The sequence below is a fragment of the Photobacterium aquae genome, from assembly GCF_001029445.1.
GTDB classification, from domain to species: Bacteria; Pseudomonadota; Gammaproteobacteria; order Enterobacterales; family Vibrionaceae; genus Photobacterium; species Photobacterium aquae.
On the sequence record NZ_LDOT01000066.1, the window covers coordinates 1 to 23621 of the forward strand.

Consider the following 23621-nt stretch of genomic DNA (forward strand, 5'->3'; position numbering starts at 1 on the left):
GTATTGCTACCGATTTGGTCACTCAGTTCACTGATTTAAATCTTTTGACTAAATCTTTTCACGAGTGCCCACACAGATTGCATGGTCAAATTGTTAAAGAACAATCGCGACGCTTATCGCGACAAGGCTGCGGATAATACCCACATCACCTTTTAGTGTCAACGCATTTCTCAAGAAAGTTTATCGACACAACCAAAAGAACTTATCATCAATGTCGAACCGTTCTCGTTGGTATGGGACGCATTATAGGCTTACCCTGACAGAACACAAGCTCAAATACAGGCACTTTTCACCAGTTGCTGATAAAAAGGACACGTAAACGGTAAAAGATACAAAATAGACACACCAAGCAGCCTTAATATCAATCAGGGCTGATACTTTCATTTAAAAACCAACTATTACGAGATGAATTTATGGGAGAAAGGAGATATCAATATACCAAAATAAAATATCACCATTAATTAATAATCTTCCGCTCAAGTAGAACAGTCATACATTGCTCTACTATATCTTCTATGGCGTAAGCATCAGAAAAAAGATGAATGTCAGGCTGCAGCGGTACTTCATAGCCTGAATCAATACCAGTAAGGCCCTTTAGTTGACCATTTCGAGCTTTCCTATAGAGCCCTTTTGGATCGCGCTTTTCACACTCAGCCAGCGACGTATCAACAAATACTTCAATATATTCGTTAGCACCAAATTTTTCCTTTACCTGCAAGCGCTCAGTTCGATACGGAGATACAAATGCAGCCAAAACGATAAGCCCTGCATCAAGCATCAAATGTGCTACCTCTCCAATGCGCCGAATATTCTCCCTTCTATCTTCTGATGAAAACCCCAAATCTTTACACAGGCCATGCCGAACGTTATCCCCATCAAGAAGATAAGTATGATACCCCAACGCCACCAGCCTCGACTCCAATGCCCCAGCTATTGTCGACTTACCCGAACCACTCAATCCCGTGAACCACAAAACACAGGGCTGCTGCTGTTTTTGATTAGCCCTAAAATTCTTATCAACCTGATATTGGTGCCAAACAATATTCTCATCTTGCCGCACATCAACCATGATACTTACCATCAACTCCGTTTGATTTAGTTACGTAAAGGGAAACAAATAAGGGATCAACACCAACACCACGGCAGAATAGACGCACGATATTGGCAATCCAACTCGTAAGTAGTCGGTCAGCTTGTAGTTGCCAACGCTATACACCAAGAGATTGGTCTGATAGCCATAAGGCGATATAAAACTGGCACTGGCACCAAATAATATCGCCATGATAAAAGGCATAGGATCAACGCCGTAGCTTAGAGCCAAACTATAGGCTATCGGGAAGGCTAGAGCTGCTGCTGCATTATTCGTGACCAATTCCGTCAGAACCAAGGTCAGTAAATACACGGCAATCAATGCACCATACATCCCCTCCGATTCAAACCCTGATATCAGCAACGCCCCCATTCGTGCAGACAGACCACTTGAGATCATCAATTGGGCCAACGATAACGCGGAGCCTACGATCACGATGATATCGATGGGAAAGCGCCGCCGAAGCTCGGCAAATGAAATAACCCCCAACGCGATCAAACCGACAAGATACAAGGCAAGACCTTTAATAATCGGTAACACGCCAATTAATGCAGCCCCAATAACGGATGCAAACCCTAACAAAACCCAACAACTCTTTTTGCTATCAAGCTTCGCACTGGAATCCAATCCATTAACCAGAACAAACTCACGATTGAGCTGCTGCTTTTTCTCATAGAACGTTTTCCCCGGCACAACCACCAACGTATCACCGGCATGTAATTCTATATTTCCCAAACCACCAGCCAATCTCTCATGACCACGACGGATAGCAACAACAACGGCATCAAAATGCTCCCTAAACCTGACGTCCTTCAGTGTGCTTCCCCGTATTCCTGCAGAATGGCTTACGATAGCCTCAACCATCGATTGACCGTTCATATGATGCTGACCAAAAAACTCTACGCCTTCTATTTCCTGTAATGTTGCGACACTCTCTATATCGCCACAAAATAAAAGGATGTCGCCAGCCTCAATCCGGGTATCAGGGCACACCGGAGCAAACTGCTGACCATCTCGAATAATTTCCGCCAGAAACAAACGTCTCAAGGCTCGCAGTCCATTTTCAGCCACCGTTTTCCCCACCAGAGCAGAGTTCGCCTTTACACGGGCCTCGAGAAAATACGAAAGTTCATCCTGCACCTGATCGTCATATACCGGGAGCAAATAACTCAGAGGGATTAAAATGGCGAGGCCTACCACTAAGACAGCCAAACCAATCGCTGTCGGAGCAAAGAAGCCCAAACTCGGCAACCCGGCATCTTCGACAAAGCTATTAATGATCAAATTTGTCGATGTACCAATGAGGGTCAAGGTTCCCCCCAAAATAGCGGTATACGACAACGGGATCAGCAATCGGGATGGCGCATGCCGTTGATTGCGCTTAATAGCACCAATCAACGACACCACTACGGCCGTATTGTTAGTGAACGATGACAAAAACGCCGTCGATAACCCCAGCTTGGCTATCACAGAGGATTGCCCTCCATGGGATATCTGCTTGCCCACCCAACTCACCAATCGCGTTTTTTCCAGGGCAATAGAAACAAGGATGAGCAATACCAAGGTCAGCAATGATGAATTGGTGAAGTTACCGGCCAGTGCCACCAGATCAATCAAGCCACACTGAAAACCAATAAATGCCGCTCCCGCAAACAAGTATGCCGGTTTGATACGCGTTGCCAGCAGGCAAAACACAATCCCAACCAACATTGATAGAACGATCCCTTGTTCCCATCCCATTCGAAAGCCCCTTACTACAGGCTGATATCTTTCGCATCCCAATGTGGGAAATGCTTGCGAACCAAGGTATTCAACTCAATTTCAAATGCACTGAAAGTAGCCGATGTATTCTGCGTCTTGCTCTTTACAGCCTCTCTGATCATCCCGGCCCCCACAGTAACATTCGTCAAGCGATCGATAACGATAAAGCCCCCCGTATCGGGGCAATCCTGATACGCATCAACCGCAACGGCCTCCGTCAACCTCAACTCACACAGCCCGATACCGTTAAGCGGCAATTGCTCAGTGTCGAAGTGCTGAATTGTATTGATGTCTACTTGATGACGGATTGCCTCAACAATACCTACCGTTTTCTTACCTGCAATTTTGATATCATAGTGCTGGCCCGTTTCTAATGGGGATTCGGCCATCCAAACAACATCGGCCAATAAATGGTGGCTCAGAGGGACTTGGCTTTGCGCAGCAACCAACGTATCACCTCGACTAATATCAATCTCATCCGCCAACGTGATAGTTACTGCCTGTCCGGCAAAGCCTTCTAGCAAGTCCCCATCGAAAGTCACAATCCGCTCGACCTTTGACAGCTTGCCCGATGGCAGAGCCTTAATTTCATCACCAACCTTGATACTCCCTGCGGCAACCGTCCCGGCAAATCCTCGAAAATCCAAATTGGGACGACTAACATACTGGACGGGGAATCTGAACTCCCCCAATACCCTGCGACTACCAATCTCTACCGTCTCCAGAAGCTCCAACAAAGAAGCCCCCTGATACCATGGTGTCTGATCACTGAGATCTACGACATTGTCCCCTTCAAGGGCAGACAGAGGGACCAAGTGAATATCCAATGATGGATTCAGCTTTTCTGCAAACGACAAGTATTCATCCCGGATCTCTTCAAATCGCTGCTGCTCAAAATCCACCAAATCCATCTTGTTTACAGCCACAATAAAATGGCGAATCCCCAGCAGGCTTGCGATATACGAATGACGACGGGTCTGATCTAGCACTCCTTTGCGCGCATCAATCAAAATGACGGCGACATCACAGGTAGAAGCTCCAGTAGCCATGTTCCGGGTATACTGCTCGTGGCCCGGTGTATCGGCGATAATAAACTTACGCTTTTGGGTTGAAAAATACCGATAAGCCACATCGATAGTTATTCCCTGCTCTCGCTCAGCCTGAAGCCCATCAACCAACAGCGCCAAGTCAGGCTTATCACCCGTAGTACCGACCTTTTGGCTATCTGCATGGATAGCCGCAAGCTGATCTTCATAAATTTGCTGAGAGTCATGCAACAAGCGTCCAATCAAAGTACTCTTGCCATCATCCACCGAGCCGCACGTCAGAAAGCGCAGCAAAGATTTGTTCTGATGCTGATCGAGATAGGCATCGATACCGAGCTCTGCCACCTGCTGTTCAATAGCACTGTTCATGTTTCTCTCCCTAGAAATATCCCTGACGCTTCTTCAATTCCATCGATCCCGACTGATCGTGGTCGATTGCTCGCCCCTGCCGCTCACTCGATGTCGCCACCAGCATTTCCTCTATAATTTCAGGCAATGTCGCGGCCGTTGATTCAATGGCCCCCGTCAACGGATAACACCCCAGTGTTCTAAAGCGGACGCTCTTTTGCTCAATGTTTTCATCTGGACGCAGCTCCATCCGCTCGTCATCAACCATGATCAGCATGCCGTCACGATCAACCACTGGACGGACGGCAGAAAGATATAGGGGCACGATATCTATCCCTTCCAAATAGATGTATTGCCAAATATCCAGTTCGGTCCAATTGGAAAGCGGAAATACGCGAATACTCTCGCCTTTGTTGATCTGTCCGTTGTAGGTTTTCCAAAGCTCCGGCCGCTGATTTTTCGGGTCCCATGTATGGTTCTGATCGCGAAAAGAATAAACGCGCTCCTTGGCACGCGATTTCTCCTCGTCACGCCGCGCACCACCAAACGCCGCATCAAAACCATACTTGTCCAATGCCTGCTTCAACGCCTGCGTCTTCATGATATCGGTATGCTTTGACGATCCATGGGTAAAAGGGCCTACCCCCATCGCCAATCCTTCTTGGTTTTGGTGTACCAGCAACTCGAAGCCATATTTTTCTGCCGTGCGATCCCGAAAACTAATCATGTCGCGGAACTTCCACCCCGTATCGACATGCAATAACGGAAATGGGATCTTCCCTGGATAAAACGCCTTGCGCGCCAGATGCAGCATGACCGATGAATCTTTGCCGATGGAATACATCATCACCGGGTTATCAAATTCCGCAGCGACTTCACGGATAATATGGATACTTTCCGCTTCCAGCTGCTTTAGATGGGTCAATCGTTTCGGGTCCATTACTCTCTCCATATTTATGCCAGCTTCACCACAGTTGAATGCTGCCCTTCACCGTTAAGCAATGGCTGCTCCTGCTTTTTGAACCACTGCAGTTTTTCTGAAAGGTTGACCACTTCCCCTACCACAATCAAAGACGGGGAAGCAGCATGCTGAGCCAATTGTGCCAATTCAGACAATTGCCCTTTGTAGATACGTTGATCAGACTGGGTTCCCCGTTCAATGATCGCCACGGGGGTATCGGGTCTTCTGCCATGATGAATCAATTCTTGCTGGATATCCTGAGACTTCATCAGCCCCATATATATCACCAGAGTCTGTTTGCTCCGTGCTAGCGTGCTCCAATCCAGCGCCCCGCTCCCCGGTTTAAGATGCCCGGTGATAAACATAGCTGTCTGAGCATAATCTCGGTGAGTCAGCGGGATCCCGGCATAAGCGGTCGCTCCGGCGGCCGCAGTAATACCGGGTACCACTTCAAACGGGATCCCGGCATCAGCAAGAACCTCTAGCTCTTCGGCTCCTCGGCCAAAGATAAAAGGGTCTCCCCCCTTTAGCCGCACCACCCGTTTGCCCTGACGGGCATAATCCACCAGCAGTTGATTGGTTTGTTCTTGAGGAACGCTATGATGACCAGCTCGTTTGCCGACACAGACCTGTTCGGCATCACGCCTGACGAGCTCCATCACGGCATCCGACACCAAATAATCGTAAAGAACCACATCGGCCTGCTGCATCAGCTGCAATGCTCTCAACGTCAGCAACCCGGAATCCCCAGGGCCGGCTCCGACCAAAGCCACTTCGCCTTCTGCCTTTGTGTTTTGCGTCTGCAGCTCTAGCTGCCGTTTGGCATCATCAATACGTCCGGCTGCGACCAAAGAGGCAAACCTCCCATTGAAGGCCTGCTCCCAAAATTGGCGACGAGCTGAAAGAGACTTAATTTTTTGGGATAGACGCAGACGAAACAGGCCGGCAACACTCGCCATCGTACCGAGATGCTGCGGCAGAATCGTTTCAATCTTTTCTCGGAGCAAGCGCGCCAGTACAGGCGCCTTACCTGAAGATGAAATAGCAACAATAATAGGAGAGCGATCTACGATGGAAGGAACAATGAAACTGCAACGCTGGGTATCATCAACAACATTAACCAATACCTGACGCTGATTGGCCGACTGGTACACCAACGCATTGACCGACTTTTGATCGGTTGCCGCGATAGCCAGAAATATCCCCTGAAGATCTTTAGGGGAAAACTCTGCGCCCAGATAAGTCATCTGGCCATTGTCGAATGCAGTCTGAAACTCATGGGATAATAAGGGAGCAATAACCCGCACATCAGCCCCCGCTTTCATTAGCATACGGGCTTTACGCCAGGCAACCTCACCGCCGCCAACAACAAGGCAAGGTCGGCGACGCAAGTCCGCAAATATAGGCAAGTAATCCATCACACCAAAGCTCCCGAATAATATTTATAGAAGCACTATAGTTGGGCGTAGATATGACCTGAAATTCTAAAATTTCATTTTTTATTCCAAATTTGTTATTTCAAGGATAGATTGACCTTGAGACAGATAACAGCAAAGTTTCAACAGCTAATATCCTGCTTTATCAAGCTTTGTTAGTTCGTTTTCAACTAAGCTATCACTTTTTCGCCTATTCGAATCCGCTCCCTCACTCCTCGCCTTCCAACACATTCCTTATGCATCACATTAAACATGAGATGCAATTTGAGACTCAACGCACAATAGTGGTGTTATGAGCAGAGCGGCTTTCACTTAAGCTGTTACAATTTTCACGCTTCCTGTTTCTGTTATCTCGGAGAACATAATGAAACTCTCAGCAAAACCGTTATCTCTCGCAATTCTTGGCGGTATGCTTGCTATGGCTGGTCCTGCCGCAGCCGATACCATCAAACTACGTATCCTTGAAACATCAGATATTCACACCAATGTCATGGACTATGACTACTACAAGGATAAGCCAACCCAGAAAACCGGGCTGGTTCGCACCGCTACACTGGTCAAGCAAGCTCGTGCTGAAGTAACCAATAGCATCCTTGTCGATAACGGTGACCTGATCCAAGGAAGCCCGATGGGCGACTACATGGCAGCCAAAGGCCTGAAAAACGGTGACGTCCATCCTGTTTACAAAGCAATGAACCAGCTTGACTACGAAGTAGGTAACATCGGCAACCACGAATTCAACTATGGTCTGGACTTCCTGAACAAAGCCATTGCCGGAGCTGAATTCCCATACGTCAATGCCAACGTCTACGATCTAGAAACAGGAAAACCACTGTTCCAGCCGTACATCATCAAATCCCATCAGTTTGTTGATACCGACGGTAACAGCCACGAAGTCAAAGTCGGCTATATCGGCTTTGTCCCGCCTCAAATCATGGTGTGGGATAAACAGAACCTCGAAGGCAAAGTGAAAGCTGCAGACATCAAAGCGTCTGCTGAAAAATACGTGCCACAAATGAAAGCCGAAGGCGCCGATATCATTGTGGCGATCCCGCATTCAGGCGTATCAGCGGACCCATACAAGGCAATGGCAGAAAACTCTGTCTACTACCTCACAGAGGTTGACGGTATCGATGCGATTGCCTTTGGCCACTCACACGCCGTATTCCCGAGCAAGTCATTTGCCAACCTGCCTAACAGCGATATTGAGAAAGGGACCATCAACGGAATCCCGGCCGTAATGCCAGGCCGCTGGGGCGATCACCTTGGCGTGATGGATTTGGTACTTGAGAAGAAAGGCGACAGCTGGGCGGTTACCTCCGCACAGACAGAAGCACGACCGATTTTCGACCCTATCAACAAAAAACCGCTTGTAGAGGCCGATAGCAATCTGGTCAACGCGGTTAAAGAAGATCATAAAGGCACCCGTGAATTCGTTAACCAGCCAATCGGCAAGGCGAGCGACATCATGTACAGCTTCCTCGCTCTGGTTCAAGATGATCCGACGGTACAGATTGTCAACCTGGCCCAGAAAGACTATGTAGAGCGCTTTATCCAAGGCGATCCTGATCTTGACGGCATCCCGGTACTGTCTGCCGCAGCACCGTTCAAAGCCGGCGGCCGAGGTAACGATCCAACAAACTTCACCGAGGTGGAATCGGGCCAGCTGACCTTCCGTAACGCAGCAGACCTTTACCTCTACCCAAATACACTGGTTGCAATGAAAGTAACCGGCAAAGAACTGAAAGAATGGCTGGAATGCTCAGCCGGCCAGTTCAACCAAATTGACCTAAACAGCACAGCTCAGCAGGGACTTATTAACTGGGACGGTTTCCGTACCTACAACTTCGATGTTATTGATGGCGTAAACTACAACATCGATATTTCGCAACCCGCTCGTTTTGACGGTGACTGCAAGCTGATCAACAAAAACGCAGAGCGAATCAAGGATCTGACATTCAACGGCAAACCTGTTGACCCTAAGCAACCGTTCTTGATTGCAACCAACAACTACCGCGCATACAGTGCCAAGTTCCCGGGTACCGGCGAGAAGTTCATTGCCTTTGCATCGCCTGACGAAAACCGCACTGTACTGGCCGACTACATCAGCCGCGTCAGCAAAGAGCAGGGACAAGTTGTACCGAGTGCCGATAACAACTGGCACTTCACTCCGCTCAAGAGCGACAAGAAGCTGAACATCACCTTCGAAACCTCACAGGGCGAAAAAGCAGCCGAGTTTATCAAAACCAAAGGCCAATACCCGATGAAGCAGGTCGACACCGACAAGATCGGTTTTGCCATCTACCAAATCGACCTACAAAATCAAAAGTAAGCCTATCACGCTCAAATCTCACCATACCGCGGCAATGCCGCGGTATTTTTTTGCTATGATGGCTGCACAACAGACATAAATACAGCACATCCCATGAACACGCCTCTAGAGCTCTTTCTCCACCACCTCGGCGCCTCAAAAAAAGATATCGAAAATACGCTAATCAATGCCGAGCTTCTTGATCTTCCGACACGCCACGTCCTTCTCCATCAGGGGATAATTCCCAGCCATGGCTTCTTTCTGCTCAATGGGATCTGCCATGCATGCTACCTCACCGCAGAGGGTAAACAATTTAGCAAAGAGTTCTATTGGGATCAGGATGTAATGATTGGCTTCGAGAGTCTAATTGGAAACGAGCCCTCCCCTTTTCTTCTCGAAACCCTATCGGCAAGCCAATTGCTCGCAATCCCCATGTTCCTCATCCACCAATGGCGAAATGAGAACAACCCGCTTTATATTCGGCTTATCGAACGCCAACTCCGTTACAAGGAGCAAAAAGAACGTTTTATGCTAATACATACCCCTGAAGCGCGTTACCAGTTGTTCACCGAACATTTTGCAGAGCTGCTGCCCCGCCTTGCCGATTACCAGATAGCTTCTTACCTCGGCATTACTCCCACCAGCCTTAGCCGAATCAAGCAGCGCGTGGGAGCTACCGAATAACCCTCCAATAGCGGGGGAAGAAAAGATATTTACAATAGTTAATGCCTCCCGTTGTCGCCAACGGTAATCTGGGCAGGTACCCTGCCAACAACACGAGAGAATAAACATGCCAACTGCGCCAGCAATACAATGGCAGTGCTTGCCGTTTAACCAACTGACAACCGACCAGCTCTACGAACTACTCAAAATCAGAGTTGATGTTTTTGTCGTCGAACAGAACTGCCCATACCCAGAGCTGGACGAACACGACCGTACCCTGGGCACGCATCACCTCCTCGGCTATCTGAATAACCAGCTTGTCGCCTATCTCCGCCTGCTGCCTCCCGGTGCGACCTATCCCAATGTCAGTATCGGCAGGGTACTGACCACCATGCCCGCGCGAGGTACTGGCATCGGCCATGATCTGATCCGAGAAGGGTTGAGCTGTGCCGAGCAGCTCTGGCCGGACAACACCATAGAGATCGGCGCCCAGTCACACCTCCAAAAATACTACGCCGGTTACGGCTTTATCCCGACCTCAGAGGAATACCTCGAAGACGGCATTCCGCATATCGACATGCGACTAGCAAAAAAGCACAGACACGACTGACAGATACAAAAAAGGCCGCAGTGCGGCCTTTTCTAGCAACGACGAAATACTTCCGCCATAACAGCAAGCCTTAGTCGTAATGACGAACAAACTTGCCATTTTGGTTACGGAGAAACAACACAGGCTCGCCATCGCGCCCTTCTACTTGCAAACCAGCCAATGCCCCATCAGACGACAGTTTGTATCGCACTAACTGACCGGCCTTAACATGGCTAAGCGGCTTGTCGGCCCCTTCGATTTCAACAACCGCGTACAAATCCGACTCAGGCAATGCGTTTTCCCTGAATACCTGCGCAAGGGTATCCCCCTGCTTGACCTTGTATGACATCCACTTGTCACTAGCCTGTCGCGCGACCGGTTTTGCAACAGGCTCATCAACAACGGGCTCATTGGTAACTGACTCAACTTGACGACGAACCGGTGAAAGCGGTTCTGGCCGTTTCTCATAGGCATTCCGTAGATCCGGCTTATCCTCGGAGAGATCTAGCACCAAATCCCTACGCACCGTTTCATTTGCACCATCCGGTACAGGCAGGCTCGTCGGCATAATCAGCAACACCGCTACCACGGGCACCAATATTGACAACGCCCTACGGTGCAATTTAGGCAGCGCCTGCCAATGCCCCTTCCCCTGAGCTAGGCTTTCTCGCGCCTTTGCCTTCAATCGCAACAATGCCTCCTTATCAAAGGAGATACGGGGCCATGAGAATTCACTCTTATTCTTTGAACGGCGTTTTGCCTGTCCCATAAACAACACTCCGGTACTTAGCATTAACACTGTTAATTAACAGCTTGTCACAATGGTTTACCCTCAGGGGGGGAAACTGTTATCCTGCTTGCCTTATTCACTCTACCAAAGAGAAGTCACTATGTCTGACGTTAAACTAGATACAGTTGAAACAAAAGCAAGTTACGGTATCGGCCTACAAATGGGCCAGCAGCTAGCTCAAAGCGGTCTAGAAGGCCTAAACGTTGCAGCTATCGCTAAAGGTATCGCAGCTTCACTGGCTGGCGAAATGCCAGAAATCGAAGTTGATGACATCAACAACGCACTTCGTGACCTACACATGCGCGCAGAAGAAGCTCGTCAGGAACAAGCAAAAGCAGCAGCAGCCGATGGCGAAGCGTTCCTACAAGATAACGCACTACGTCCAGAAGTAACAGTGACTGAATCAGGCCTACAGTACGAAGTACTGGTTGCAGGCAACGGCGAAATCCCAACTGCAGACAAGACTGTTCGAGTTCACTACCACGGCGAGCTCATTGACGGCACTGTATTCGACAGCTCTGTAAAACGCGGCCAGCCAGCAGAATTCCCAGTAACCGGCGTAATCAAAGGCTGGGTTGAAGCCCTTCAGCTAATGCCAGCAGGCTCAAAGTGGAAACTATACATCCCACAAGATCTTGCTTACGGCGAGCGTGGCGCAGGTGCCGCTATTCCTCCGTACGCTGCTCTTGTGTTCGAAGTAGAACTACTAGACATCCTGTAATTCACAGGGAATCCAGAGACGGTGCCCAGGCACCGTTTCTTTTTCCGCAAACCTTATCATACCCCATCCTATCCCTGATTCGTCACGTTGCGATACCTTGCGTTTTATTTTGGTACGCCTGCCGCATTCCTAACTAAGATTAAGTTATCCAAGCACATACCCACCAAGGGAGGATAACCATGACATACCACGGATTCAGGCATCGCCTTATCACCTGTACCACTATCGCCCTACTAGCCACCACACCACCAGCATTCGCTTTCAGCCTGTCCGACCTATTCGGTGGTGACGAAAAAGAAGCGGCAACCGAAGCCATTAGCAACAACCCTCTGACATCCCTACTCAGCAGCCAGCTGGGGATCTCACCGGAACAAGCTGCCGGAGGGGCGGGAGCTCTGCTGTCTGTGGCCGCCAGTCAACTTTCAGGTGATCAAGCTGCCGAACTGGCAAATATGATCCCCGGCGCCGAAGGCCTAACCGATCAACTCCCCCCCGGTGTCGGAGCCCTGCTGGGCAATATGGACACTATCAACCAAATCTTCAGTGCGCTGGGAATGGACGCCAGCATGGTGACGCAATTCATACCTGTGGTTTTGCAATTCCTCGGTGATCAAGGCGCTAGCGCCGGCCTGCTCGATAGCCTAGGTAGCATTTGGAAAACCGCACAATAGGATGACAGGATATTTAGCCCCGCAAGATACCGCTACCGGGCCGAACTTCTGTCAACCAGATGTCAAAAAGCCTTACCAGAACAATCAGGTAAGGCTTTTAAATAACGGTATTAGAAACTAAATCCCCGAACCATCGGCTTCTCTATCATCCTCATGCAACCCGCACTCTCGCTTGAGGCCAAAAAACCGCGTTTCTTCTTCACTCATACCCGGCTCCCATTTGCGTGTCGTATGGGTATCTCCCACCGACAGATACCCTTGCTCCCGCAACGGATGATAAGGCAGTGAATAATGCTCAAGATAACGCTCGATATCGTCGTTGTCCCAGTCAATGAGTGGCAAGAACTTGAATACACCATTCTGGATTGCTAGCACTGGCAATGAGGCCCGACTCTGCGACTGCTCGCGCCTCAGCCCAGAAAACCAGCTCTGAACATTGAGCTCATCCAATGCGCGTCGCATCGGCTCAACCTTGTTAAGGCGGTTATAACGGCTGATCCCCTCCAACCCTTGCTCCCAGAGCCGACCATAACGAGACTCCTGCCACTGTGGCGTCAACGCCGAACGGTACACATGCAAATTCAAATGAAGCCTGTCGGTCAAATGATCAATGAATTGGTATGTCTCGGCAAACAGGTAACCGGTATCGGTTAAAATCACAGGGATATCCGGCTTTTCCTTTGTCACCATATGCAGCATAACCGCAGACTGAATACCGAAACTCGACGCCAGAGCAAACTCCCCCGGCAAAGACTCCAGAGCCCAACGAATACGCTGCTGCGGGGACATCCCCTCTAACTCGGCATTGACCTGTGCCAACTGCAGAATCTGCTCTACCTTGTTTTCGTTCAGCAAATTAGAAAAGTTAACATCAGGCATAGAAATCCCTCTTCGACACTTCAACCGGCGCAATCACACCAACCCGTACCACGAAATCCCCAAAACCTTCGCCCTCCTGACGCTCGCTAGCCCAACGCCCGACCAAGCTGTCCATCTCCGCAAGAATCTGCTCGACGGTAATATTCTCCCGGTACATTTTAGGAATGCGCGTTCCATTACGGTTCCCGCCCAAATGCAAGTTATAACGACCGGGTGCTTTGCCTACCAACCCAACCTCGGCCAGCATGGCCCGTCCACATCCATTAGGGCAGCCGGTCACACGCAGGATAATATTCTCTTCCTCCGGCAGGCCGTGCTTTTCCAACACCTGCTCCACATCCGTCACAAACTCCGGTAAGAAACGCTCGGCTTCTGCCATAGCCAGCGGACAAGTTGGCAATGACACACAGGCCATTGAATTTTTCCGCTGCTCGCTGATCCCATCATCAATCAGCCCGTGCTCACGCGCGATCTTTTCAATGTTCGCCTTTTCCTCGGCAGGGACACCAGCCACAATCAGATTTTGGTTGGCCGTCATCCGGAAGTCTCCCCGGTGAACCTTGGCAATTTCCGCCACGCCAGTTTTCAGCGGCTTACCGGGGTAGTCCAGCAAGCGTCCATTTTCAATAAACAGTGCCAAATGATGCTTACCATCAATCCCTTCGACCCATCCCAACCTATCGCCCCGGTCGGTAAACTCATACGGACGACTAGGGGCAAACTCAATCCCGGCACGCTTTTCCACTTCCGCCTTGAACACATCGCTGCCGACGCGATCCAAGGTATACTTGGTCTTGGCATTCTTGCGGTTTGAACGGTTACCCCAATCACGCTGCGTCGTGACAACCGCTGCCGCGACATCCAGTGTTTTGTCGACCGGAACAAATCCAAAATCGTCGGCACGGCGCGGGTAGGTCGACTTGTCGCCATGCGTCATCGCCAGGCCGCCGCCAACCAATACGTTAAATCCCACCAGCTTGCCGTCTTCTGCTATTGCGATGAAATTCAAATCATTTGCGTGCACATCCACATCATTCTGCGGCGGGATCACCACAGTTGTTTTGAACTTACGCGGCAAGTAGGTACTGCCCAGGATCGGCTCCTCATCCGTGGTTTCGAGCTTCTCGCCATCCAGCCAAATCTCCGCATAAGCACGCGTTTTCGGTAACAAGTGCTCACTGATCTTCTTCGCCCACTCATAAGCCTCCTGATGGAGCGCCGATTCAACCGGGTTAGTCGTGCAAAGCACGTTACGGTTCACGTCACCGGCAGTGGCAATCGAATCGATACCAATTTGATGAAGCGTCTGGTGCATTAGCTTGATATTGGGCTTGAGCACCCCATGAAACTGGAACGTCTGACGGGTGGTCAAACGAATACTGCCGTACATCGTATGCTCGTCGGCAAACTTATCGATGGCCAGCCACTGTGACGGGGTGATCACGCCTCCAGGCATACGGGCGCGCAACATGACATTATGGAGCGGTTCGAGTTTTTGCTTGGCACGCTCCGCACGAATATCACGGTCATCTTGTTGGTACATGCCATGGAAGCGAATAAGCTGGAAATTATCAGCGGTGAAGCCGCCGGTGATCCGATCATTCAAATCCGTTTCAATCGTACCGCGTAAGAAATTACTTTCTCGCTTGAGACGTTCGTTATCCGATAATTTTTGTTCGCTCATTAATACACATCCTTTTGATAACGCTTGCTCTTACGCAGTTCATTCAAGTATTGCTCGGCCTGCTCGCGGGTTTTCTGCCCCTGCTGCTCAGCAATCGTCAACAGAGCATTATGGACATCCTTGGCCATGTGATTGGCATCCCCACATACATACACATGCGCGCCATCTTGCAACCACTGCCACACTTCCGCCGCATGTTCGAGCAACCGGTGCTGGACATACACTTTCTCCACCTGATCACGGCTGAAAGCCACATCCAAGCGATGCACAACCCCGCTCTTCAGGTATTTCTGCCACTCCACCTGATAGAGAAAATCTTCGGTAAACGTACGATCGCCAAAGAACAGCCAGTTCTTGCCTTTCGCCTCACGGTTGTCACGCTCTTGTACAAAGGCTCGAAATGGCGCAATTCCTGTTCCGGGGCCAATCATGATCACCGGCGCATTGTCATCGGCAGGCAACTTGAAGTGATTGTTCGTTTCAACATACACCTTTACCTTAGCGCCTTCTTCCAGACGCTGTACCAGATAACTTGATGCCCCGCCCTGACGGATTTCATCGCCTTTGGCGTATTCCACGAGCCCCACGGTCAAGTGGACTTCCTCACCCACTTCTTCCTGACTGGATGCGATGGAGTACAAACGCGGCGTTAAGCGACGTAGCAAGCCAACCAGCTGAGCGGCATCTAATGTGGCTTTCTTCTCCCCAAGTACATCGACCACTTGAGTATTGGCGGCATACTCACGCAATTTTTCTTTGTCTTCTGCCAGCTTCGCGAGTTTCTTACTGCCAGACAGCTCGGCATAACGCGTGACAAATTGAGGGTTTGACGTTGTGATCTCATAATGGCCAACCAATGCCTCACGCACCGCTAAGCTCTGACCATCAACCTCAACCACTTCATCCCCTTTCAGGCCAACCTTAGCCACAATTGCATCGGCCAAAGCGGAGTCATTGGCATACCACACACCAAGAGCATCCCCCGGTTGATAAGCAATCCCCGACCCTTCGAGATCAATTTCCACATGGCGAACATCCTTCCCGGAATGTCGACCGGTAATCTTCTGACTGGTTAATAATGTGGCCGAATAGGGATTTTGCTTATTGTACGTCACTACCGTCGTCGCTTGGCCGATCGGAAGCTGAACCACTTCAGCCGGGCAGCTATTGAGGGTTTGTGCCACGGTGTCGAGCGCCTTGGCTCGCCACTGTGCGGCAGGGGCATCATAATCAACATCGCAATCAAGGCGCTCCAAAAAGGATGACGCGCCAAGTTTGGCTAAGTATTCATCGAAATCTTTTGCGGTCTGACAGAAAAACTCATAACTCGAATCCCCCAAACCAATAACCGCATACTGCAGGTTAGGGAGCTTAGGCGCCTTTTTAGACTGGAGAAATTCATGCAGCTCAATCGCGTCATCGGGCGCCTCCCCTTCACCGTGGGTAGAAGCCACGATGATAACGTGCGTTTCCTTGGCGAGATTCTTGCCTTTGTAATCGCCGGCAGCAAATAGTTCAGCTTGAATACCAGCCGCATCGGCCTCGGCCTTCAATACTTCGGCAACCCCTTTGGCATTACCGGTCTGCGAGGCATAAATAATGGTCAATTTTCCCGCAGGCTGAGCTGCAGAAGCGAGTGATGACGGAGAGCCTAACGTCGCTGCTCCTGGCGCCTGATCCTGACTCAGCCCCCAAAAATAGCCACTAATCCACGCCAACTGTTGCGGTGACAATTCAGCAACAGCCTGCTGAAGCTGACCAATTTGCTGGTCATTCAACGGGCTGGCCAAAGCAGAAAGTTCCTTTAGTAACATGACACGACGATCCCTATACATTGCGTAAGGGTTAGATTAGCCACTCATGGAAATAACAAGAAAGAATAGATAAGAATGTTTTATAACTTTTTGTAAGGGGAACAGGAAAACACCGGGACGGTACCCGGTGTTAGGTTTTCAATTTACACATTGATTTTAAACTAAAAATTATCGGCAATCCGGACTTGATGAAAACCCACTTCAAAAGCACGTTCGGTTGCAGTGTCTATATCTCGGTAGCACTTCTCACTACCCGCTCCATCTGTTAGCGGAACGAATCCACCTCGACGGTGACGAAACTCAACGATCCATCCATTAGCCTGAATCGACGGTTCGATAACCGCCTCCACAATATCACTTGAGTCATAAAGGCGCTGTAATTCGGTTAACGTCATCGCACATCACTCCCGATAAGCTGACCTTCTATAAAAATGGTACAAAAGATGAGAAATAGGCAACAAAAAGCCACGACAATGCGTGGCTTTTGTTGGCATTTGAGCAATCAAACCTTAAAAGTTGATTTCGGCACCGGCAAACCAACCATCAGACTTAAACTGACCGCCCTTGTTCACGAAATCAAAGTCGTAATCCATCACGCGGTAGCCCGCACGAAGATTAAGATCAACAGCAACCATAGACAGAGACCATTTCACACCAGCCTGACCGTCAACAATGCTCGTACCGTCGTAGTCACCTACGTTTAGATCACCAAACACAGATACAGGTGTCATCGGAATACCCACTTCTACATTACCGTAGATAGTTGGCTGCCATTCGCTGAACGACTGGCCGTAGAATTTGCCCGAGTTGAACTGGGTCATCGTCAAACCTAGATCCAAAGCAATCGCATCGTTATCCAGGATTTCATAATAAGCGGTGTAATCTGTTTGGTTGAATGACACAGCACCGTTGTCGACGTCGGTATAACGAAGGCGTGCATTCGGAACTAGCGGAATAAAATGCTCAAGAGCAACGTAATAAGAGCCAGTTGTATTGCTCTCGCCGTCAACTTTGTTGTCATTGATCTTCGCGTCAGTAAACCAAGCATCAGCACCGACTTTCACGCCTAGCAAGGTAGCCGCCTGGGCCGGAACTGCGGCCGCCAAGGCAACAGCTGCTGCCACTGCAGAAAGCGCAATTTTGTTCATGTTGAGTCTCCGCTCTTTATATTGGTATTACAAAATAGGCGGAGACTATACCAAAAGCAGGTTAAAAAAACCGCATTTCATTCTATTTGCCAATGATTTATTGCTGTTAATAACCACTTCACCTGTCATCAGTACCGATCACTATCGCGAAAACGGCGCTGACGGCTAAAACGTCCCTGACACGTTCCACCCTGGTTACGTCGGTAAGCCCATACGACAATGGCAATAAGCAATAACCAAGGCAATAGCTTCAATACCATCCCTACCATGCCCGCCAATGCCATAACAACAAAGCCAACAGCCACCGCCAAACACACACCGGCAATGCTGACCCCGGTAAAGACCAAAACAAAAGCAAACGCAGCAACAAACAGTAATTCGATCATCATAATCCCTCTTCCCAATTGTAATAGCCGATCTAATGCATTGTTTAAGCCATCTTTTCAACAATAAAACAACCAATAAAAATCAACGAGTTATAACAATGCAAGGCAAAGCCAGATCTCCCACCGTCAAAAACATGGTCACTTTCGCCAACTTTACTGGCGAAAAAAGCCATCTTGTAATGTTCAAAGAAAGAATGACTGACACACCAAAATAGAGAGCAATAAATAGCAAAAAGGCCAAGCAATGCTTGGCCTTTTAAAATCAAAATAACTGTATGCTCAGTTAAACATCAAGATGGGCTGGGATTTTAGCCAGAGCCTGCTCAAGCACTTCAATCCCCGAACCAGGCTTGTGGGCATTTTCGCTGATATGACGGCGCCACTGGCGAGCTCCAGGCATATTCTGGAACAAGCCCAACATATGACGGCTGATATGGTTTAGGTAAGTACCGTTTGCCAATTCACGCTCGATATATGGATACATTGCCTCGACGATTTCGCGGCGCTTTTTCACCGGCTTGTCGCTGCCAAACAAACGCTGGTCGATCTCTGCCAATAAATAAGGGCTCTGATAGGCTTCACGACCAACCATTACGCCATCCATATGTTCTAGATGGCCAATAATTTCTTCCATGGTCTTAACCCCACCGTTAAGTGCCATGGTCAAATGAGGAAAATCACGCTTAAGCTGATAAACACGCGGATAATCCAGCGGTGGGATTTCACGGTTTTCCTTAGGGCTAAGGCCGCTTAACCACGCTTTGCGCGCATGAATCGTAAAGTCTCGACAGCCACCTTTTTCGCTCACAGTACCGATGAAATCAGTAAGAAATTCATACGAATCCTGATCATCAATACCAATACGAGTTTTGACAGAAACGGGAATATCAACCACTTCACGCATAGCCGCAACAGCCTGAGCAACCAAATCAGCCTCACCCATTAGGCAGGCACCAAAACGGCCATTCTGCACACGGTCTGACGGGCAACCTACATTAAGGTTGATCTCGTCATAGCCACGCTCCTGGGCCAATTTTGCACAGGTAGCCAAATCCGCAGGGTTTGAGCCCCCCAGCTGAAGGACTAACGGATGCTCTTCTTCGTTATATGCTAGGTAATCGGCTTTACCGTGAATAATCGCGCCCGTAGTCACCATCTCGGTATACAACTGGGTACGTTCGCTAATTAACCGGTGGAAGTAACGACAATGACGGTCAGTCCAATCCAGCATTGGTGCAATAGAAAAGCGACAATCAGGGTAGGCCTTTGCCTCTGTTTCGCTATTGGATGGTGCACTCACAACCACTGTACGTTCTGTCATCGAAAACCTCATCATCGACATGCTGCATTGATCATCCTATCTAGCCTGAGCCAGACAGATAGGCTTGCCCAACGGCACGCCAGTTAAAAATTAGACGCCGGATTCTACCCTATTACCGCCTTTATCCCCAAATTTTCAGAATAGCGGGTGTTCTAGCATGCCGACAACACCTCAAAAAAATCCATCACAAAAATCAAAAAGACACAAGCAGGCCAATCAAAAACAAATTAAAATACTTAAAAATCAAAGCCATAAACTAAAGACGCTGAAATACGTACAGCTTTTTTAGCTTTAGTACAACAATAGGCTAAAAAGCTGCACATCATTATTTTAAGTTTCTTTTTCAATGCTTTACGCGCAAGATACGTACTCCAAAAACACAACATTCATATTTTTGGTGCCTTTTCACAAAAAAGCTGTACTAATACAAAGCCATCAAAAAGAACATGGCAACCTAAATACTAAACGCAAAAAGAACACCATAGGCTTAAGCAATTAATAATAAAGGAAAAACACTCTCCTCGAACAGAGAACGGTTCATCATGAAAAAAGCCCAAAAAGCTGCACGCGATCAAAAAACTTTTAAAAACAGTTAGTTATAATAAACACAATAAGCGACCGTCAAGGTGTACAGCATATAGCTGATTTTATAACTATAAGGTGTACATGGTATAGGTGACCTAGCACACGCTTTTTCCTACCTATATGGCGCAATTTTTCCTAACAACAGTACCTTTGTTGGGAGATATGATAGAATGCGATACTTGTCGCTTGTATTTTGAGGTTATATGGCAAATAAGAGGCAGTTGCTGACTAAAGCACAACAACTCTGTGAGCACCGAGGCGTGAGGCTCACACCTCAACGTCTCAAGGTACTGGAACTGATCATCGAACATCATAGTTCCATCAGTGCTTACGATCTGCTTGATCAGCTCCGTGAGACCGAGCCACAAGCGAAACCACCTACGGTTTATCGGGCATTGGATTTCCTCCTAGCCCAAGGTTTCGTCCACAAGGTCGAGTCGACCAACAGTTATATAGCCTGCTGCTTGCTGGAACATGCCGATCATTGCTCCCAGCTACTTATTTGCGATAGATGTGGCGCTGTAGAAGAGTGCCATGATGAAGAGCTCGCCAAACTGCTTCGCCACCGAGCCGAGCTACGCGGCTTTGCTGTCACCCATCATGTCCTTGAAAGCCATGGTGTTTGTCAGCAATGCAATAATCAGTAACTTCCACTCAACAAAATTATAGTTAGTTATGCGTGCAGAATTCGTAAATCCTTTCCTAGCCTCTTTGCTGAATGTGCTCAAGACCATGGCCTCCATGGAACTGGCACCGCAAAAGCCCAGACTCAAACGCGACGAAGTCGCACGAGGCGACGTTTCCGGCTTGATCGGTATGGTCGGCCCTCAGACAAAAGGCTCAATGTCGATCACATTCGAAGAAGGGCTGGCGCTGGAGATTATGCAGCGTATGTTGGGAGAGCGCCCGAACGCCATCAACGAAGAAGTCACTGATATGGTTGGTGAAATCACCAACATGGTAACAGGCGGGGCAAAACGCAGCCTAGCCGACAAAGGCTATGACTTCGATATGGCAACCCCGGCCGTTGTGGCTGGTCGAGGCCATACGATTGCTCACAAATGCGAAGGCGCCATTATTATCATGCCTTTCGATTCTGAGTATGGAAAAGCATACATCGAGATTTGCTTCGAAGGATAATACCGCCTAATAATGATCAGACAGCCGGCATAGATCCGGCTTGATCCTGCGCCTCGTTCACACTATCAAACTTATCACTTTGATTTTTATGTGAACCGACCATCAATATCGAACAAAAAACTACCAACTATAATCTTTCCGATCTAGACTCAGTATGCTGCATAGGCATCAAAACACCTATAGTTCAAGTGTCGTGCCGCATGAATTCGCTTAACCAACGGCTAAGCAAGGGCATCACAATTCAAAGGAAAGATCGTAACATGAACAAACTGACTGGAACCGTAAAGTGGTTCAACGATGAAAAAGGCTTTGGCTTTATCTCAAGTGCTGATGGCAAAGACGTATTCGTACATTTCAGTGCAATTCAAGCTCAGGGAAGACGTACCCTACGTGAAGGCCAGAGTGTAGAATTTGTCGTGATAGATGGTCAGAAAGGCCCACAAGCCAGCGAAGTCATTGCGCTGTCTTAACCCACAGACACTTAAACAATATAAAAAAAACGCCGCTATAAAGCGGCGTTTTTATATCCCATCAGCAGCTTATTACTGGCGCCACTGTTTAAACGCGTTGATCAAGCCATTGGTCGAACTGTCGTGGCTAGCTACAGTCTCTGCGCCATTTAGCTCAGGTAGGATCTGGTTAGCCAACTGCTTGCCAAGCTCAACACCCCACTGATCGAAACTGTAGATATTCCAGATAACACCCTGAGTGAAAATCTTGTGCTCGTACAGTGCAATCAAAGAGCCCAATACTGCAGGCGTTACTTGCTTCACCAAAATCGAGTTGGTTGGGCGATTACCGTCAAATACCTTGAACGGTACTAGCTCGGCAACCTCTTCCAGCGTCTTACCCGCGGCTAGGAATTCAGCTTCAACCTGCTCTTTGGTCTTACCAAATGCCAACGCCTCAGTCTGAGCAAAGAAGTTAGCCATCAGTTTAGGATGGTGATCACCCAGTGGGTTATGGCTGATTGCAGGAGCAATGAAATCACAAGGGATCAGCTTGGTACCCTGATGGATTAGCTGATAGAACGCGTGCTGGCCGTTCGTACCCGGCTCGCCCCAGATAATCGGGCCAGTCTGGTAATCAATCGGGTTACCGCCACGGTCAACGCACTTACCGTTAGATTCCATGTTGCCCTGCTGGAAGTAAGCAGCGAAACGGTGCAGGTACTGGTCGTAAGGTAGAATTGCTTCAGATTCGGCACCGTGGAAGTTGTTGTACCAAATACCAATTAACGCCAAGATAACCGGAAGGTTCTGCTCAAGTGGTGCCTCAGCAAAGTGCTTGTCCATTGCGTGAGCACCATCTAGCAGCGCGACGAAGTTGTCAAAACCGATAGACAGGCTAATAGACAGACCAATAGCCGAGCATAGTGAGTAACGGCCACCTACCCAATCCCAGAACTCGAACATGTTGTCGGTATCAATACCGAACTCGGATACCGCTGTTGCATTGGTCGACAACGCAGCAAAGTGCTTGGCGACATGGGCTTCGTCTGATGCTGTCGCCAAGAACCAATCACGCGCCGTAAGGGCATTGGTCATGGTTTCCTGTGTCGTGAAGGTCTTAGAGGCAATCAGGAACAGGGTTGTTTCCGGGTTAAGGCCCTTAAGAGTTTCGGCAACATGCGTACCATCAACATTCGATACGAAATGCATGTTCAGGCGAGTCTTGTAAGGCATCAGCGCCTCAGTGACCATGTATGGACCCAAATCCGAACCGCCGATACCGATATTCACCACGTCTGTAATTTCTTTACCGGTAAAGCCTTTCCACTCACCATCAACGATGCGAGCCGTAAACGCCTTCATTTTTTCCAACACCGCATTAACCGCAGGCATCACATCTTCGCCATCCACGATGATTGGCGTGTTGCTACGATTACGCAGCGCAGAGTGAAGTACCGCGCGATCTTCCGTCTTGTTGATCTTCTCACCGCTAAATAGATCAGCGATGGCTGCCTTAACTTCAGTCTGCTCGGCAAGGTCGAACAGCTTAGCCAATGTCTCCTCGGTGATCAGGTTCTTAGAGTAATCCAGCAAGATCTCTTCGCCGAAGTGGGCAGAAAACTTACCGAAACGCTCGCTGTCCTGAGCAAACAGCTCACCCAGTTGCAAATCCTGTGCATCTTCAAAGTGCGCAGTCAGCGCTTTCCACGCGTCAGTTTGGGTTGGATTGATGTTTTTCAACATGGTGAAATTCCTGATTTTTAGTTGTTAATCCATTAGCCTTGTCAGAAGAATCCAGCAATGGATTTTCCAACACTACGAATGT

Annotated in this window: 22 protein-coding genes; 8 read left to right on the forward strand and 14 right to left on the reverse strand. The window is 48.8% G+C overall.

What is annotated here, in order from left to right; all coding sequences use genetic code 11:
* Positions 1 to 457 precede the first annotated feature (457 nt).
* From cysC to cysG, 5 genes are read right to left on the reverse strand one after another with little or no spacing between them, the layout of a single operon-like run.
* Entirely contained in the window at positions 458 to 1069 is a 612-nt protein-coding gene (cysC, locus tag ABT56_RS22450) for an adenylyl-sulfate kinase (protein WP_240478383.1), read from the reverse strand.
* Positions 1070 to 1099: 30 nt separating this feature from the next.
* Entirely contained in the window at positions 1100 to 2830 is a 1731-nt protein-coding gene (locus ABT56_RS22455) for an SLC13 family permease (protein ID WP_047881150.1), read from the reverse strand.
* A gap of 14 nt (positions 2831 to 2844) precedes the next feature.
* Positions 2845 to 4266, reverse strand: a complete 1422-nt coding sequence (gene cysN / locus ABT56_RS22460) for a sulfate adenylyltransferase subunit CysN (RefSeq protein WP_047881151.1) — start codon at positions 4264 to 4266, stop codon at positions 2845 to 2847.
* Between the two features lie 10 nt (positions 4267 to 4276).
* Positions 4277 to 5185 carry a sulfate adenylyltransferase subunit CysD gene (cysD, locus tag ABT56_RS22465; RefSeq protein WP_047881152.1) on the reverse strand — a complete coding sequence of 303 codons (909 nt, stop codon included), beginning with the start codon at positions 5183 to 5185 and terminating at the stop codon, positions 4277 to 4279.
* Positions 5186 to 5199: 14 nt separating this feature from the next.
* On the reverse strand, positions 5200 to 6624 hold the full coding sequence (cysG, locus tag ABT56_RS22470; RefSeq protein ID WP_047881153.1) for a siroheme synthase CysG: 1425 nt from the start codon (positions 6622 to 6624) through the stop codon (positions 5200 to 5202).
* 382 nt (positions 6625 to 7006) lie between these two features.
* On the opposite strand from cysG, the gene ABT56_RS22475 reads away from it, so the two are divergent.
* From ABT56_RS22475 to ABT56_RS22485, 3 genes are all read left to right on the forward strand, one after another.
* Entirely contained in the window at positions 7007 to 8974 is a 1968-nt protein-coding gene (locus ABT56_RS22475; RefSeq protein ID WP_047881154.1) for a bifunctional 2',3'-cyclic-nucleotide 2'-phosphodiesterase/3'-nucleotidase, read from the forward strand.
* Between the two features lie 93 nt (positions 8975 to 9067).
* Positions 9068 to 9637: a Crp/Fnr family transcriptional regulator gene (locus ABT56_RS22480; RefSeq protein ID WP_047881155.1), complete on the forward strand. Its 570-nt coding sequence runs from the start codon at positions 9068 to 9070 to the stop codon at positions 9635 to 9637.
* 106 nt (positions 9638 to 9743) lie between these two features.
* Positions 9744 to 10226, forward strand: a complete 483-nt coding sequence (locus ABT56_RS22485; RefSeq protein WP_157037951.1) for a GNAT family N-acetyltransferase — start codon at positions 9744 to 9746, stop codon at positions 10224 to 10226.
* 70 nt (positions 10227 to 10296) lie between these two features.
* On the opposite strand, the gene ABT56_RS22490 is transcribed toward ABT56_RS22485, so the two are convergent.
* Entirely contained in the window at positions 10297 to 10896 is a 600-nt protein-coding gene (locus ABT56_RS22490; RefSeq protein ID WP_169753959.1) for a LysM-like peptidoglycan-binding domain-containing protein, read from the reverse strand.
* Positions 10897 to 11095: 199 nt separating this feature from the next.
* Between ABT56_RS22490 and ABT56_RS22495 the strand changes: the two genes are divergently transcribed.
* Both ABT56_RS22495 and ABT56_RS22500 read left to right on the forward strand, forming a co-directional pair.
* On the forward strand, positions 11096 to 11716 hold the full coding sequence (locus ABT56_RS22495; RefSeq protein ID WP_047881157.1) for a BamJ family beta-barrel-assembly machinery protein: 621 nt from the start codon (positions 11096 to 11098) through the stop codon (positions 11714 to 11716).
* Positions 11717 to 11895: 179 nt separating this feature from the next.
* On the forward strand, positions 11896 to 12387 hold the full coding sequence (locus ABT56_RS22500; protein ID WP_084722481.1) for a DUF2780 domain-containing protein: 492 nt from the start codon (positions 11896 to 11898) through the stop codon (positions 12385 to 12387).
* Between the two features lie 117 nt (positions 12388 to 12504).
* On the opposite strand, the gene ABT56_RS22505 is transcribed toward ABT56_RS22500, so the two are convergent.
* From ABT56_RS22505 to dusA, 7 genes are all read right to left on the reverse strand, one after another.
* Positions 12505 to 13266, reverse strand: a complete 762-nt coding sequence (locus tag ABT56_RS22505; RefSeq protein ID WP_047881158.1) for a phosphoadenylyl-sulfate reductase — start codon at positions 13264 to 13266, stop codon at positions 12505 to 12507.
* Positions 13259 to 14950 (reverse strand): assimilatory sulfite reductase (NADPH) hemoprotein subunit, encoded by a 1692-nt coding sequence (gene cysI / locus ABT56_RS22510; protein WP_047881159.1) that lies wholly within the window; start codon positions 14948 to 14950, stop codon positions 13259 to 13261. Before cysI ends, ABT56_RS22505 begins: the two co-directional genes overlap by 8 nt.
* Positions 14950 to 16764, reverse strand: a complete 1815-nt coding sequence (locus tag ABT56_RS22515) for an assimilatory sulfite reductase (NADPH) flavoprotein subunit (protein WP_047881160.1) — start codon at positions 16762 to 16764, stop codon at positions 14950 to 14952. The genes cysI and ABT56_RS22515 overlap by 1 nt, the downstream gene beginning before the upstream one ends.
* Before the next feature lie 161 nt (positions 16765 to 16925).
* On the reverse strand, positions 16926 to 17159 hold the full coding sequence (locus tag ABT56_RS22520) for a hypothetical protein (protein ID WP_047881161.1): 234 nt from the start codon (positions 17157 to 17159) through the stop codon (positions 16926 to 16928).
* Positions 17160 to 17273: 114 nt separating this feature from the next.
* On the reverse strand, positions 17274 to 17912 hold the full coding sequence (locus tag ABT56_RS22525; protein ID WP_047881162.1) for a TIGR04219 family outer membrane beta-barrel protein: 639 nt from the start codon (positions 17910 to 17912) through the stop codon (positions 17274 to 17276).
* 128 nt (positions 17913 to 18040) lie between these two features.
* Positions 18041 to 18301, reverse strand: a complete 261-nt coding sequence (gene pspG / locus ABT56_RS22530; RefSeq protein WP_338048482.1) for an envelope stress response protein PspG — start codon at positions 18299 to 18301, stop codon at positions 18041 to 18043.
* A 280-nt stretch (positions 18302 to 18581) separates the two neighbouring features.
* Positions 18582 to 19619: a tRNA dihydrouridine(20/20a) synthase DusA gene (gene dusA, locus ABT56_RS22535; RefSeq protein WP_047881163.1), complete on the reverse strand. Its 1038-nt coding sequence runs from the start codon at positions 19617 to 19619 to the stop codon at positions 18582 to 18584.
* Positions 19620 to 20407: 788 nt separating this feature from the next.
* Here dusA and zur point away from each other — a divergent pair.
* From zur to ABT56_RS22550, 3 genes are all read left to right on the forward strand, one after another.
* Positions 20408 to 20851: a zinc uptake transcriptional repressor Zur gene (zur, locus tag ABT56_RS22540; protein WP_047881164.1), complete on the forward strand. Its 444-nt coding sequence runs from the start codon at positions 20408 to 20410 to the stop codon at positions 20849 to 20851.
* A gap of 28 nt (positions 20852 to 20879) precedes the next feature.
* On the forward strand, positions 20880 to 21344 hold the full coding sequence (locus tag ABT56_RS22545) for a chemotaxis protein CheX (protein ID WP_047881165.1): 465 nt from the start codon (positions 20880 to 20882) through the stop codon (positions 21342 to 21344).
* Between the two features lie 260 nt (positions 21345 to 21604).
* On the forward strand, positions 21605 to 21814 hold the full coding sequence (locus ABT56_RS22550) for a cold-shock protein (RefSeq protein WP_047881166.1): 210 nt from the start codon (positions 21605 to 21607) through the stop codon (positions 21812 to 21814).
* A 72-nt stretch (positions 21815 to 21886) separates the two neighbouring features.
* Here the strand turns inward: ABT56_RS22550 and pgi are convergent, their stop codons facing one another.
* The gene (pgi, locus tag ABT56_RS22555; protein ID WP_047881167.1) at positions 21887 to 23539 is read right to left on the reverse strand and encodes a glucose-6-phosphate isomerase; all 1653 of its coding nucleotides are present in this window, start codon (positions 23537 to 23539) and stop codon (positions 21887 to 21889) included.
* Positions 23540 to 23621: the final 82 nt, after the last annotated feature.